The sequence below is a fragment of the Paenibacillus sp. W4I10 genome, assembly GCF_030816325.1.
GTDB classification, from domain to species: domain Bacteria; phylum Bacillota; class Bacilli; order Paenibacillales; family Paenibacillaceae; genus Paenibacillus; species Paenibacillus amylolyticus_B.
The window spans coordinates 413,254-425,930 of sequence record NZ_JAUSXX010000001.1; the positions used below are offsets into that span (position 1 = coordinate 413,254).

Annotated in this window: 18 protein-coding genes and 1 tRNA gene; 14 read left to right on the forward strand and 5 right to left on the reverse strand. The window is 43.5% G+C overall.

Annotated elements, in window-relative coordinates; genetic code table 11:
- Positions 1-42: 42 nt before the first annotated feature.
- Positions 43-336, forward strand: coding sequence for a DUF6809 family protein (locus QF049_RS01785; protein WP_307534402.1), 294 nt, complete (start codon positions 43-45; stop codon positions 334-336).
- A 221-nt stretch (positions 337-557) separates the two neighbouring features.
- On the opposite strand, the gene QF049_RS01790 is transcribed toward QF049_RS01785, so the two are convergent.
- A complete protein-coding gene (locus tag QF049_RS01790) occupies positions 558-1,460 on the reverse strand; it encodes a manganese catalase family protein (protein ID WP_091014199.1) in 903 nt (300 codons plus the stop codon).
- Positions 1,461-1,721: 261 nt separating this feature from the next.
- On the opposite strand from QF049_RS01790, the gene QF049_RS01795 reads away from it, so the two are divergent.
- From QF049_RS01795 to QF049_RS01810, 4 genes are all read left to right on the forward strand, one after another.
- Positions 1,722-2,030, forward strand: coding sequence for a hypothetical protein (locus QF049_RS01795; RefSeq protein ID WP_307534405.1), 309 nt, complete (start codon positions 1,722-1,724; stop codon positions 2,028-2,030).
- A gap of 56 nt (positions 2,031-2,086) precedes the next feature.
- A complete protein-coding gene (locus QF049_RS01800; protein WP_124116058.1) occupies positions 2,087-2,407 on the forward strand; it encodes a DUF3889 domain-containing protein in 321 nt (106 codons plus the stop codon).
- Between the two features lie 145 nt (positions 2,408-2,552).
- Positions 2,553-2,774, forward strand: coding sequence for a hypothetical protein (locus tag QF049_RS01805; RefSeq protein ID WP_307534408.1), 222 nt, complete (start codon positions 2,553-2,555; stop codon positions 2,772-2,774).
- Positions 2,758-3,039: a LexA family transcriptional regulator gene (locus QF049_RS01810; protein WP_307534410.1), complete on the forward strand. Its 282-nt coding sequence runs from the start codon at positions 2,758-2,760 to the stop codon at positions 3,037-3,039. Before QF049_RS01805 ends, QF049_RS01810 begins: the two co-directional genes overlap by 17 nt.
- A gap of 75 nt (positions 3,040-3,114) precedes the next feature.
- Here QF049_RS01810 and QF049_RS01815 read toward each other — a convergent pair whose 3' ends face one another.
- The 3 genes from QF049_RS01815 to QF049_RS01825 form a co-directional block, all read right to left on the reverse strand.
- Positions 3,115-3,351 (reverse strand): DUF3892 domain-containing protein, encoded by a 237-nt coding sequence (locus QF049_RS01815; RefSeq protein WP_017687389.1) that lies wholly within the window; start codon positions 3,349-3,351, stop codon positions 3,115-3,117.
- Positions 3,352-3,463: 112 nt separating this feature from the next.
- Positions 3,464-3,907: a GNAT family N-acetyltransferase gene (locus tag QF049_RS01820; RefSeq protein WP_091014406.1), complete on the reverse strand. Its 444-nt coding sequence runs from the start codon at positions 3,905-3,907 to the stop codon at positions 3,464-3,466.
- Positions 3,908-4,145: 238 nt separating this feature from the next.
- Positions 4,146-4,403: a hypothetical protein gene (locus tag QF049_RS01825; RefSeq protein ID WP_307534412.1), complete on the reverse strand. Its 258-nt coding sequence runs from the start codon at positions 4,401-4,403 to the stop codon at positions 4,146-4,148.
- 144 nt (positions 4,404-4,547) lie between these two features.
- Between QF049_RS01825 and QF049_RS01830 the strand changes: the two genes are divergently transcribed.
- The 6 genes from QF049_RS01830 to QF049_RS01855 all read left to right on the forward strand — a co-directional run bounded on the left by QF049_RS01830 (position 4,548) and on the right by QF049_RS01855 (position 9,617).
- A tRNA-Val gene (locus QF049_RS01830) sits at positions 4,548-4,620 on the forward strand.
- 187 nt (positions 4,621-4,807) lie between these two features.
- On the forward strand, positions 4,808-7,018 hold the full coding sequence (locus QF049_RS01835; RefSeq protein ID WP_307534414.1) for a M1 family metallopeptidase: 2,211 nt from the start codon (positions 4,808-4,810) through the stop codon (positions 7,016-7,018).
- Between the two features lie 213 nt (positions 7,019-7,231).
- On the forward strand, positions 7,232-7,504 hold the full coding sequence (locus QF049_RS01840) for a hypothetical protein (protein WP_307534416.1): 273 nt from the start codon (positions 7,232-7,234) through the stop codon (positions 7,502-7,504).
- Positions 7,491-8,489 carry a glycoside hydrolase family protein gene (locus QF049_RS01845; protein ID WP_307534418.1) on the forward strand — a complete coding sequence of 333 codons (999 nt, stop codon included), beginning with the start codon at positions 7,491-7,493 and terminating at the stop codon, positions 8,487-8,489. Before QF049_RS01840 ends, QF049_RS01845 begins: the two co-directional genes overlap by 14 nt.
- 2 nt (positions 8,490-8,491) lie before the next feature.
- Positions 8,492-9,178, forward strand: a complete 687-nt coding sequence (locus QF049_RS01850) for a hypothetical protein (RefSeq protein WP_307534421.1) — start codon at positions 8,492-8,494, stop codon at positions 9,176-9,178.
- A 31-nt stretch (positions 9,179-9,209) separates the two neighbouring features.
- Positions 9,210-9,617, forward strand: coding sequence for a GNAT family N-acetyltransferase (locus QF049_RS01855; protein WP_192134129.1), 408 nt, complete (start codon positions 9,210-9,212; stop codon positions 9,615-9,617).
- Between the two features lie 102 nt (positions 9,618-9,719).
- Here QF049_RS01855 and QF049_RS01860 read toward each other — a convergent pair whose 3' ends face one another.
- Positions 9,720-10,931: a chromate transporter gene (locus QF049_RS01860; protein ID WP_307534424.1), complete on the reverse strand. Its 1,212-nt coding sequence runs from the start codon at positions 10,929-10,931 to the stop codon at positions 9,720-9,722.
- 254 nt (positions 10,932-11,185) lie between these two features.
- Between QF049_RS01860 and QF049_RS01865 the strand changes: the two genes are divergently transcribed.
- The 3 genes from QF049_RS01865 (at position 11,186) to QF049_RS01875 (ending at position 12,633) form a co-directional block, all read left to right on the forward strand.
- Positions 11,186-11,605, forward strand: a complete 420-nt coding sequence (locus tag QF049_RS01865; RefSeq protein WP_307534426.1) for an organic hydroperoxide resistance protein — start codon at positions 11,186-11,188, stop codon at positions 11,603-11,605.
- A 172-nt stretch (positions 11,606-11,777) separates the two neighbouring features.
- The gene (locus QF049_RS01870) at positions 11,778-12,344 is read left to right on the forward strand and encodes a YdhK family protein (RefSeq protein WP_307534428.1); all 567 of its coding nucleotides are present in this window, start codon (positions 11,778-11,780) and stop codon (positions 12,342-12,344) included.
- A 109-nt stretch (positions 12,345-12,453) separates the two neighbouring features.
- Entirely contained in the window at positions 12,454-12,633 is a 180-nt protein-coding gene (locus QF049_RS01875) for a hypothetical protein (RefSeq protein WP_036614724.1), read from the forward strand.
- The last annotated feature ends 44 nt before the right edge of the window (positions 12,634-12,677 follow it).

Sequence of the window (12,677 nt, forward strand, 5' to 3'; positions counted from 1 at the left end):
TTCATTCAAGTGAGGTGCGAATTGATATACAGGAGGATGCACATGAATTTGATATTAGAAGCATTATATAATGGACGACTTCGACCGGATGAGATGATGATGCCGACACATCCTGAATACCAAGCGTTAGGGCGGCAGATTGCAGCTCTGACAGTGCAATGGAAGAATCGATTGAGCGAGGACGAATTTCTTGAGCTTGAACAGTTATTTGACTTGTGTGGCAGATGTGAGGGCATGCATACGGAAGCAGCGTTTGCACAAGGTTTTCGTCTGGGGGCCAACATGCTAATTGAAGTCATGAGTCAGCGTGAGGAATCGATGTTGGAGTTTAACTAAGTTTAACGATGTGAGCAGAGATCAGGTTTACTTTTACAGCTAAATTTTCAGGAAATGAAGTGCATACAACATACTCATTTTGCAACATAAAGTTGTATCATAAATTTATTATAACAAAGCCCTCAAATCCTCTCTGCATTCAGCAGCAGGGTTTGAGGGCTTCACCTAAACATAGAGTTAACAATATATATAGGGAAAGAAACTGTTAAACAACTTGTTCCTTAATCCGCAATATTCCCTGCCATCTTCAGACGGCGAGCAATCTCTTTAAAGTCTTCTTGCGATATACCTGGTGCGAATTCTTCCTCTACTGCAGGAGCTTCCGGAATCGGGAATCCTTCAGGTATCCCTTGGATGACTTCAAGAGGTTGTCCATCTTCCGGGTGAGTACCTTTCCAGATCTGGCCGATCGCATTGAAGTCTTTATCACTATAGGTGTACAGCTTGGTGTGTACGCCTTTTTCTTCATATTTACGAGCCTCGTTGAAGGCTTTGTTGTTCAGTGAAGGAATAGGCACCAGCTTGGTCACATTTACGCCAGTTGCAATCTCAAGTGCTTTCGCATATGCGACGACATGCACACCGCCACGTACCAGCAGGAAACCAACTACTTCCCGGGCTGCCGGGTGATCCGTCATCTCATATACTTTCATTTTATGGGTACGAGCGCCACATTCTAGGAAGAAGTTATGCAGCAGATCCTCGACCAGGTTGCCGCTGTTGAAGACGTTTGCTCCCGTCCATGGATTACCCATAGAGTCGAAAGGCATTGCGCCTTGTGCACCTGCCAGATAATGATACGACAGACGAGCATCTTTCACGGAACCTAGCGGCGTATCATCGGGTTCTTTGTACTCGGTTGAACCTCTAAGGCACTTGTTAATGCCATGAGACACGAGTTCAACATGACCCAATTCTTCAGCCGTAATACTCATGACCAGGTCATAGAAAGGCTTCAGCTTTTCTTTGGATCGAAAATTAAAAGATTGATAGAGGTAGTTGTTCAACGTTGACATTTCTCCGAATTTGCCGCCGAGTAATTCTTGTATAGCTGCCGCAGCATTCGGATCTGGCTTCTCGACATTGGGAATCTCAATCAGGATTTCATCCAAGCGTTTGAACATTCGGTGTAACCTCCTCAAATTGGTATGGCAGATCGTGTAGGGTTTCAGATCGTGAAGTAACTCTGTCATGGCCTATTACACGTCTATTGGATTTTTCAAACAAAAAATCAACCAAATGGGACTTAAGCATCGCATAACGAATGTCTCATATTTTTTACCACTTGTTATTTCCTACTATAGTAAAATTTTTGTATAATAAAACATTCAAACAAGTTTTCACGTACAAGAGAAGAGAGCCATGAATCCATAAAGGAGTAAGAGATGAACAAGCGTTGGATACAACTAGTTAGGATTGTGATGTTTCTAATGATTCTGATGTACATAAGCAGCGAGCCTGCCACAGCATATGTCGTTACGAACGAAGTTCAGGTGGATGAAACAACGAGAAAGTTACTTGAGAAGAAATACGGGTTGGAACGGCCTGAGGAGCCAAAGACACAACAACACGTTTTCTCGGGTGACTGGGGAATGAGCTTTCGGACGGAGCCTCCTGATTCGTTTGACCGGCTTGTTCATGTGGTTCCTTTTTCCCTACGGCCACTGGCCTGGATCTTTCGTTTATTCGTGTAAAATGAAAGCCGGACGGGCAATATAACAGAAACATATTGTCCCAAGGAGTGAGTAAAATGAGAATGCTCATCGTTACCGTTATGTCGGTAGTCCTGAGTTTAGCCGGAATTACATCAGGAACAGGTGGCGCTATCCCTGATTATGCGAAGTGGGGAATTATTGCGGTCAAAGAAACACAGACCAAGTATAATGTGGATATTTTGGACTATAAGCATATCGGTCGTACCTCTCTAACAGCGGATCAATCACGGGAACAGTTCAAGCTGTGGGTTCGTGCTAAAGACGGCAAGCAATTCGCAGTCTATGTAAATGTTGATTTTAATCCATCTACACAACAGTTAAAGAAAGTACAATTTTCGGAATCGGATCGACACTGATCCGTTATGAACCAGACTGCCTTGATCATTAAGGTGAAAGTCTGGTTTTTTTATTTTACAAAATCCTTTTTTTACTATTGAATAAAGAACTTATGTTCGCATATAATATGAAATACAAACAAACGTTCTTATCGGAGGGATGATTATGCTAGGGAAATATATTGGCCAGATGGTGGAGCTTGTCTACATGGATCGTGCAGGGCAGATTACGCAGCGACACATTCGAATTAATAGTGTACGTGGCGGGATGATTAGAGCATCAGCGGGAAAAGAAGGCTCACCCCGAACATTTCTGGAGCAAGGTATTCTGGCATGGCGTCCTGTTAAGGACCAGAATGGGGAGGTACAGTATGCTGAACGACTTTGAACGCAAGATTTTGCGTATTATGGTGAACTATGCAGGACAACGGCGCAGGCTGCCGCGTATGGATGAACTGGAGACCAAGACGGGACGAAGCAGAGCTTACATTCATGAGTCATTGCTGGAGCTTGAACGCACCGGGTACATCGCGTGGGAGAACCGGTCTACTCTGGAAGGGATACAGATTTTGCAGGCATGGGAACAGGTACAACAGCCGATTCGCAAAAGCCAGCCTTCCGGGGACTCTGCAAAATATTTTACGGACTACTAATCATAATAAGAAAACGCCAACCCGGATATCCGGATCGGCGCTTACTGTGTCACACATACAACGTGTGCATCTATTTTAGAAATGGGGAAGTTGGTCCAGGTTGTTGGTTGGGTCACCGTCGGCATCTCCGCGAATGTACATTTCGCCATCCTTGCCTTTAAATACATTCACACCGGCAATAGCGCCAGCTTTTACTTCTGCAAGTGCCTGCTGATAATCCAGTACGCGTCCTGCTGAAGTCTGAAATGCTGTCAGGTCACCGTCGCCATTTTTCTGTACGGCTGTGAAACTCTCGCGTGTTGTTTGATCCATGATGTCACACTCTCCTTATATGACGAGATAGGAATCTGCTTACCTGATTAGCCTATCCGAATTCTTCGGAAGTATGCACCATATGCTAATAAGACCTGCCAACGCCGAGGTTTTACAGGCTCTTTCTCATACGAACATGCAGAATATCTGCATCATAAAAAGGTTCTTCCGAAATCACTTCATAACCCAGTTTTTCATAGAATTTCTGTGCCTGACATTGAGCATCCAGTACAGAATAGGATAAGCCGAGTTCACGTGCTCGCTCCTCCATCGCGAGCAGAAGCACACGTCCATAACCGAATGAACGATGAGACTCAAGCACCGCGATCCGCTGCATTTTGGCCGTATCCTTGCTGTAATAGATCAGACGTCCTGTGGCTACAGCTTGGCCATCCGTACTTAACAATACATGATGCACATCTGGACTGATGACATCATATTGATCAATCTCAATCTCGGCAGGCACCTGTTGCTCGATCACAAAGACGTGATGGCGAATTCCCAGGGCTTGCTCCAGTTGTTCTTCTGTCGATACATAACTAATCTCAGCTGCCAATTCCATTCCTTCTTTCTGCTCTTGCGCGACATATCAGACTGAATTATACAAAAAAATGTTTTTCCTGTATAGTGAAGTCTGGAACATATTGGGAGAGGAGGGGATAGTGATGGGCATGACAGGCATCATGGTCATTACCTTGTTAATGTCGGCTGCAATGATTACTCTGTTGTATTACGTGACCAAGAAAGCATACTCACGCAAGTGGGATGAAGATGAGTAATTCATCTGTTAACCTTCACGGCAAGACTTCACTGCTTCCTCGCGGAGAATATACATCTTGAATTACAGATTTGGAGTATACGTCCAGCCAAACGGGCAGAGGTTCACCATTTTCATTGGGCTGTTTTAACTGTTGGAATTGAACTGTATGTTCATCCCTCTCTAAGCTGCAACCAGTAACGGTTGTACTGAGAATCACAAGCCCAGCAAAGAGAAAGATGTATTTGGTAAATGTATATTCATTGGATTTTGACCGTTTTGTTAAGTTTCTCATAGGGAATTCACCTCGTTGTAGAAATGGTAATCTTTCCTTTATTGTGCACCATTTCGGGTGAATTATAACCAAATAAATCATTGACAATGAACACGGTTACTTGATATGATACTGTTACTTGATTGGGAAACAATTATATATCATGATCTGTTAGCTCAGCTGGGAGAGCACTATCTTGACAGGGTAGGGGTCAGTGGTTCGAGCCCACTACAGATCATACATGAGAAGCCTTACATTGTAAGGCTTCTTTTCTTTTTTTACATACAAACATGAATGCGATTTGCGATAGTTTCAGTTTCTCTCCTCTTTTTAAACAAAACTTAAATAAAACATAAATTCAGCGTAAGGTTCGTCTTCTATACTTGGTTCTGAGGTCAAGATAGAACAGAAGAAGGAGAGAACTTATGAATTATTCAAGTCCATTTACATCAAAGTTAGCCAGAGTAGGGATCGCGGGTACACTGGCTTTAATACTGGCAACAAGCCCACTTGCCAACATGGGGGTTATTGCCGCGGAAGCAGACCTAGCTCCTGTATCTACGAAGATACATAAAACACAGAAAGACTCTTTAGCGCAGACCCCGATTCAATACCAGATCCAGGCTCGATTAAATGAGAAGGACATGACGATCCAGGGGAGCGAGAAGGTAACGTATCGCAACACAAGCAAGGATACCCTCCAGCAGTTGGTCCTTCATACATATGCTGACGCAAACCTCTCCAAGTCTACACAGGCGAGCATGTACCAACAGCATAATGAAAAGATTAGTGAAGATCATCCGGAGAAGACGGCGGAGGACTTTCTGGGTGGCATCGATATTCAGGCTGTAACAGCAGATAGCCAATCGCTGGAGCTCCATAAGGAAAACCAAGCGTTGACCGTGCAGTTGAAAGAGCCCGTTCAACCAGGCGAATCGGTATCATTCCAACTGGAGTTTCAGTTGAATATACCCTATGGCTCACAGCGAGTTTCCTACTACAAGGACATGATCAATGGTGCGCACTGGTTCCCGGTGATGTCTGTTTACGACGAGGTTAAGCATCAATGGAACAAGGCACCGTATAGTCGAACATTTGAGAGCGATTATTACACCTCATCGGACTTTGAAGTTCAATTAAATGTTCCTGATGAGTATCAGGTAGCCATGCCGGGCACGATCACCACTCAAGACAGTACAGAACATGGACGTAAGATTGTGTCTGCTGTAGCCGAGAATACGAGGGAGTTTGTTTTCTTTGCAAGTCCTAATCTTCAAGTGGAACGCGCTACCCGTAACGGTCTGACGGTGGAATACTATTATTACAACGATGATCCATCCAAGAAAAAGATAGTTGACCGGTACATTCATCAGGCATTCAAGGTCATCGATTTTTATAGTGAGAAATATGGCAAGTATCCCTATCCAGAGTTCCGAATTGTCGAGACGTATGTACAAGGCGTTGCCGTGGAGTATGCGAGGCTCATCCAGATGGGACAGATTCAAAATGGTGCTATTCCAGAAGAAGACACAACCTTTGTTCATGAAATAGCGCATCAGTGGTTCCATGCATTGATCGGTAATAATTCGGAGACAGAATCCTTCCTGGATGAAGGCTTTGCTGATTTCTCCATGGTGTATTTTGCCGAGAAACAGGGAGACAAGCTAAATGGGTTCAGATCCATACAGTTTGATACTGTGCCCATAGACATGGCGATTGCGTCAACAAACGATGAAGCTGGGGATTTAGCAGGTTTGGTATATTATCAGAAGGGAAGACAAGCGATCTATCAGCTTTATCGTACCGTCGGCGAAGAGAAATTTGACGAATTGATGAGAACATATTTCAAACGCTACGTGTACCAGAATGCAACTTTAGAGGGGCTGCTTCACACCATTGAAGATGTGCTTGGTAAGGAAGTACGTTCAGAAATGCAGATGGCCCTATATCAGCCTAACTTTGTCTTAAAGCCGGAATACCAATTATCACAGGAAGAGACCGCCGCCTATGTACATGACATGTTACAACAACAGTATCAGGCTGTCATGGGCATGATCCCTAATCTGCCTTATGAAGTGATGAATCGATTGATGGACAAAGTCCTTCAAGGCGAGGAATTAACCATTGTGCTCAGTGATCAGGTCAGTAAGCTTGCAACTAAACAGCAGGAAGATATGGTTAATCAGTTGACCGGATTCCTTGATATGACCGGTATGAGATACAACATTATACGGGATCGCAAGAAACTGAAGCAAAAGATGAAAAAAGAGATTGGCAACAGTAACCTTATAGTCATTGGCAATGCCAAGTCAAACGGATTGGTGCAGGCTTTAAAATTTAACATTATTGATCGAACGAAACAGACGGGTTTTCCTTGGAAAAATACCATGAATCAACCTCTCGCCGCGGGTGCATACGTTATCAAACATCCCTATAACCAGAATCGATTGATGCTTCATTATTTCTGGAATGAGGATCATCTGAGTGATGCGGCATTTGAAGCTTTTAAGCAGAAAACACAGGAGTCTATCGGATTCACTAACGACTTTTACCAGTACTATGTATTGGATAACCAAGGCAAGGAGAAATCCAATAAAAAAGTTGCGAATCCCATATCTTCACTTTTTGCGGAGTAATAAGTAATTGGTTTTGCAGTTTCTTCGTTCAAACAGGTTAGCCAATTCGTATTGGTTAGCCTGTTTTCTGTTTAGTCATGTTTAACATAAGCAAACGGTTAGTTATATGAAAACCAGACTGAGAATAATAGGCTGTAATATGGGCATAATGCTTTAACAGAAAGGTAACTTCATGAATATACTTATCGGGAGAAAACAATAGGAGGGATTAATATGAAGGATCATCATTATCCGGGCGTACCCATGAAGGGGACAGTTGCTGATTACAACTGTATAGGAAATAAAAGAATGAACAAAATGAAAGCGTATTCATATAATGCTAGAATTTGTCCTATCATTCGTATTACTCAGGTGCCGGCTGCGAATGTGGGTAATGTTGTTGATTATTCAATCCTATTAGAGGACACTTCGGATGTTTTAGATTTGCGACCGGTAAATGGTAATCCCCTGCTCACGAAGGAGTTGAGTTCCTATGTCTACGACTGAGAATATTGCTCAGGCAGCACTCGACGCAGCGATGAAGGCCAACAGGGCCATTGCGCCTTATGATTATTGCGATGCAGAATCCAGACGGATGTACACGCCTCAATTTGATAAAAAAATGGACAATCCTATGTATACCGCCGCAATGGCTGGTCTTCAATCGATCTATTGGTTTCGGGCGATCAAAGTGAAGGGGCTTATCCCTGATGCAAAAGCAGATTATTATGCTACGTATTCTACCAACCATAATCGTATCGGTGGAATTGGACTTGCGTATTCCAACAGCCCGACAGGACCATGGACCAAACACGGACAGGTGTATCTCGATACTGTGGTTGGGAATTCGACGGAAACGCCATTTGTGATCTGGAACGATGAAGAACAATTGTTCTTTATGTATTATCAACAAAACGGACTGGGGATCAATCAATCAACGGCACTTGCGACCTCTGTAGACATGATTAACTGGACAAGAGTGGGTTTGATATTGGACAAACCTCCCGGGTTCCCTGGTGATGGTCATACCGGTTACTTCTCGTGTTTCAAAAATGGCGGCAAATGGATCGGTTTCTCGGTGATGGGCGGTGGTGACTTTGGTCGTAAATGTATCTGGCATTCACATGACGGACGTAGCTGGTTAGCTGATCCAAGACCATTAATGGGTGGTAATGATGCCACTTTAACAGCGGGAGAAAACATTTCGAGATCCAATGCTGGTGTATTTATGTACAAAGGGAGCATGTGGTGGCTGGGCATGTTATCGGCTTATGCTTCCGGTGGGGTTACGACTGTAGCTCGACCTGCCATTGCCAAGATCAGCGCAGACTTCCGTCAACTGCTGGACAAACCTACAGATATATATTTTCCGGCATTGACTTGGGAAACGACGAACATGCAGTCCTTGATGGTGTCCGTTATGGACGGTGTAGTTTACGTGTATTACAATACCGATCATAATATCGGTGTAGCCTATTCGGTGGGGGTGTAGAGATGGTTATACGTGATGCAGCGGGTCAGATCGTGCCCTTTGGAAAGGTTCACAAACAGCTTGTGGCCGATTTTCTTTACGGAACGTTACCGGATTGGGTGGAGGTGGTGGGCAACCCTACGTTTGAGCCTTTGCCCGACAGAGGGACCATAACCGTTACAACACCGACAACGGCAGGAGCCACGGCAGAGTTGAAAATGAAACATCTGATTGACAGCTCGAAAGTAACAGCAATTGCAATCACTTTGGAAGCGCTACAATTAAACGGGAACATTGGAATTTCAGTTCAGGTTGGCATTAAATCAAAGGATAGCAAAGCCGGAATCACCTTTTTTCAAAACGTAAATCAGAAGTATGGTATGGTCCGTGCCTATAAAGCAGATGGAACGTACACGGATTTTAATCAAAACATGGTGTTCTTCACCACACATGGCGTAGCAGGAGATGAGGCACAGAACCGTAAGAATCTCACTGTGCTGCTCTGTACCGGATTACAGTTCTCAGCTGGACTCGAGAGACCGTCCGTATGGCTTGGTGCGGATGATCAGTATGGTGGTGTTGCTGCTGACCTTAGCGGTGGTTTGTTCCAACATGGAGAACTGCAATGTCTTTTGAAACTGACTACAAGCAAGGCAGAGGCCAAGTATTTCAAATGTGCACAGATGAAAGTGGATATTTGGAGCAACTGAACTAAAATGGAGTAGATAGAGGAGGTATCTGATGAGAGAATCGATACATTATTCAATAGAACCACCTGAGAGCTTCGACCAATTATTAACGCTATATGAATCTTTGGGATGGAATTCGCTGAATTTATCTCAACATGAATTGGAACGTATGTGCAAACAAAGTTGGTATGCAATGTATGCTTATGATCAGCAGCGCTTAGTGGGCATGGGGCGTGTAATATCAGATGGAGTGATAACAGGTATAATATGCGGGGTAGGCGTTCTGCCTGACTATCAATCTCAAGGAATAGGTACAGAATTAATGAAACGAATCGTTGAGCATTGCGAGAAAAATAAGGTGATTCCACAACTGATGTGCACGGAAGGTTTGGAAACCTACTACGCAAAACTGGGATTTGAGAAGTTTACGATTGGAATGACGAAGAGGATAAATCGATAATCTGCATGGAGCGGTAAAAAAGGTATGCTTAGAATAATCGGGTACCCGTACACTTGAACACTTTGAAAAAAAAGTGTTCAAGTGTACGGGTACCTTTTTTATTTAGAGAAGGTTGATGATTGTACCGCCTGCTGCACCAGCAGCGACAACGATCCACGGTGGTATTTTCCAAAAAACGAGCATTAGAAACAACATGCATACCAGTGCAAAATCAACAGGAGTCAGAATCGCAGTTGTCCAAAGCGGATCGTACAACGATGCCAACAAAATACCTACAACGGCTGCATTAATTCCGATTAATGCTCCTTGAATTTTTGAACTTTTACATAAAGAATTCCAAAAGGGCAATGCTCCTACGATAAGAAGGAACGCTGGCAAAAAGATAGCAATCGTTGCAACCAAAGCACCCGGAACCCCACGCATCATCGCTCCTAAATAACCGGCAAAGGTGAACAATGGTCCTGGTACAGCTTGTGCTGCTCCATATCCCGCCAAAAAGTCGGACTTGTTGATCAGGCCCGTAGGGACGAATTCACGTTCCAGTAACGGAAGTACAACATGCCCTCCACCAAATACAAGTGACCCTGAACGGTAGAAGCTATCAAAGAATAACAGCCATCCCGAACGATCAAAGGGTGTGAGTACCGGGAGAAGAAACAGGATTCCAAAGAACGTAGCCAAACATAATATTGCCAAGTTACGACTCACAGGAACAGACAAGTCTGCTGTCTTAATACTTGTCATTTTTCTAAAATGGATCATGCCTACTATGCCTGCAATAACAATAAAAAGGATTGGAGTGAACGCAGTCTGCCATATAAGAGTCGCCGCAGCAGTAAAGATAGCGATGGTTGCCCTGTAACGGTCAGGAGTTAGTTTTTGCCCCATGCCCAATATCGCTTGAGCGACAATAGCTACAGCAACAATCTTAAGGCCGTGAATCCAGCCAGTACTGCTGATATCAAATCCTTGAAGAAGGAAAGCGAACAAAACTAAAGCAATGACAGAAGGAAGTGTGAAACCAAGCCAAGCCATCAGTCCCCCCAGCAAACCTCCGCGGATGATGCCAATTCCAATCCCGACTTGACTGCTGGCAGGCCCGGGCAAAAATTGACATAGCGCAACTAAATCTGCATAGCTTCGTTCATCCATCCATTTCCTACGGCGAACATATTCTTCATGAAAGTAACCAAGATGAGCGATCGGTCCTCCAAATGAAGTAAGGCCGAGTTTGGTTGATACAGCCAGCACCTCATAGAGAGCCCTGGATTTATGTTTGGGCTTGTCCGGGGTTAGAAATGAATTATTCTCCAAACGTGTTATCCCTCCTTAGGTTTTACTTAGGTTATCCGATGGTGACAGTTAAGAAAGGACAAATTTCCTCTACCGATGACTACAATTATAATCCTTATCATCGCTATTCGTTTAAACGCAGCATTAAACTGTATTATTTTTTTTATTAACTATTTACATACACAATTAAATTGTGTACAATGTAATTGTTAGCGATACAAGAGAAGTCGAATTTTAATCAACATAAATCCAATCAACTAAAGGAGTTTTCACAAATGAAAACATTATATGAAACAACAGTCATCAATACAGGTGGACGTCAAGGAATCGTACAATCCCCAGATAACGTGTTTATGTTGGATGTTGCGGCACCGCCTGAACTGGGAGGACAAGTGACGACAGCTACCAATCCGGAGCAGTTGTTTGCAGCAGGGTATAGTGCTTGTTTTAACTCCGCACTGGAGTTTCAATTGAAGAAACACAAAGTTGAAATTGAAAGAAGTACTGTAGCTGCAACCGTAATGTTGGTGACAGACTCTGAGGACAACGGCGTGAAGCTTCAAGTCGATTTGGAAGTTAAAATTCTTGGTCTAGATGAGGAGACAGCACAAAAGTTTGTGAGACTTGCCCATGACTACTGCCCATATTCCAAAGGAATCAAAGGGAACGTGAATGTTAACGTGGAACTCGCGTAATCACTGATACTATTTGTTATTGATAAGAAGCCTCCGAGAAATCGGAGGTTTTTTTGTATTATTTTGCTCCGTTCTAAGATGTGCTTTGCTCGGAAAAAGCAATATTAATGATTGCAACATACCTATAGGGGGTATAATGAATGGTATAAATAGAATTAAAGGAGTGCAGAACATGAAAAAGTACGTATTGACCATATCGACTATATTGATTACAAGCAGTTTGGTTTTGAGTGGATGTGGCAAGGAGAATCGACAGACTATTAAAAGTAACGATGGCAGTCATACAGCTGCCGCAGGTGAGATGCACCATTCTGAATCGGGAGAGCTACCGAAAGAACTGCGTGAAAAAAACAATCCCACCTTCCCAATAGGAAGCCAGGCGCTGATGAGTGCCGACCACATGCCAGGCATGAAGGGTGCGAAAGCAAAGATCGTTGGAGCATATGAGACTACGGTATATGCAGTTACGTATACGCCAACCACAGGCGGAGATCCCGTGCATAATCATAAATGGGTTATCCATGAGGAAATAGAGGACCATACGGATCAATCGTATGCGGCAGGTTCTGAGGTAGTGTTGAGCGCTGATCACATGAAGGGAATGAAGGGTGCCAAGGCCACAATTGATTCTGCTGAACAGACAACGGTATATATGGTTGATTATACTCCTACAACAGGTGGAGATTCGATAAAGAATCACAAATGGGTCACAGAAGAAGAATTATCTGCTATCCAATAGAACCATTGGCATGAAACAGCCCTTTTTATTCAGAAAAATCAAACTCATACTCAATTATGGGTTATAATGGTAGTAAGATTACACAAAACTGCTGAAAGGGGATGTACTTATGATGGATTTTAGCAAACCACCCCATGGCTCTGAGACGGATACACACCGTCAGCGTCATCAGGAGAATGAACAGAAATACCTGTCCGGAGGCAAGGGTATTTGGTATGAAATCAGCAACTGGCTCATTCTCGGAGGCATCCTCCTGGTCATATTTTTATTATTTAAATACGTTTTTTAAATAGACACACAACCGGGCGAATCCCCATATGATGCATTACATCA

Excerpts from the sequence above, each read along its gene's own strand:
- QF049_RS01785 (WP_307534402.1), top strand. The coding sequence starts at position 43 with ATGAATTTGATATTAGAAGCATTATATAATGGACGACTTCGACCGGAT.
- QF049_RS01790 (WP_091014199.1), bottom strand. The coding sequence starts at position 1,460 with ATGTTCAAACGCTTGGATGAAATCCTGATTGAGATTCCCAATGTCGAG.
- QF049_RS01795 (WP_307534405.1), top strand. The coding sequence starts at position 1,722 with ATGAACAAGCGTTGGATACAACTAGTTAGGATTGTGATGTTTCTAATG.
- QF049_RS01800 (WP_124116058.1), top strand. The coding sequence starts at position 2,087 with ATGAGAATGCTCATCGTTACCGTTATGTCGGTAGTCCTGAGTTTAGCC.
- QF049_RS01805 (WP_307534408.1), top strand. The coding sequence starts at position 2,553 with ATGCTAGGGAAATATATTGGCCAGATGGTGGAGCTTGTCTACATGGAT.
- QF049_RS01810 (WP_307534410.1), top strand. The coding sequence starts at position 2,758 with ATGCTGAACGACTTTGAACGCAAGATTTTGCGTATTATGGTGAACTAT.
- QF049_RS01815 (WP_017687389.1), bottom strand. The coding sequence starts at position 3,351 with ATGGATCAAACAACACGCGAGAGTTTCACAGCCGTACAGAAAAATGGC.
- QF049_RS01825 (WP_307534412.1), bottom strand. The coding sequence starts at position 4,403 with ATGAGAAACTTAACAAAACGGTCAAAATCCAATGAATATACATTTACC.
- QF049_RS01835 (WP_307534414.1), top strand. The coding sequence starts at position 4,808 with ATGAATTATTCAAGTCCATTTACATCAAAGTTAGCCAGAGTAGGGATC.
- QF049_RS01840 (WP_307534416.1), top strand. The coding sequence starts at position 7,232 with ATGAAGGATCATCATTATCCGGGCGTACCCATGAAGGGGACAGTTGCT.
- QF049_RS01845 (WP_307534418.1), top strand. The coding sequence starts at position 7,491 with ATGTCTACGACTGAGAATATTGCTCAGGCAGCACTCGACGCAGCGATG.
- QF049_RS01850 (WP_307534421.1), top strand. The coding sequence starts at position 8,492 with ATGGTTATACGTGATGCAGCGGGTCAGATCGTGCCCTTTGGAAAGGTT.
- QF049_RS01855 (WP_192134129.1), top strand. The coding sequence starts at position 9,210 with ATGAGAGAATCGATACATTATTCAATAGAACCACCTGAGAGCTTCGAC.
- QF049_RS01865 (WP_307534426.1), top strand. The coding sequence starts at position 11,186 with ATGAAAACATTATATGAAACAACAGTCATCAATACAGGTGGACGTCAA.
- QF049_RS01870 (WP_307534428.1), top strand. The coding sequence starts at position 11,778 with ATGAAAAAGTACGTATTGACCATATCGACTATATTGATTACAAGCAGT.
- QF049_RS01875 (WP_036614724.1), top strand. The coding sequence starts at position 12,454 with ATGATGGATTTTAGCAAACCACCCCATGGCTCTGAGACGGATACACAC.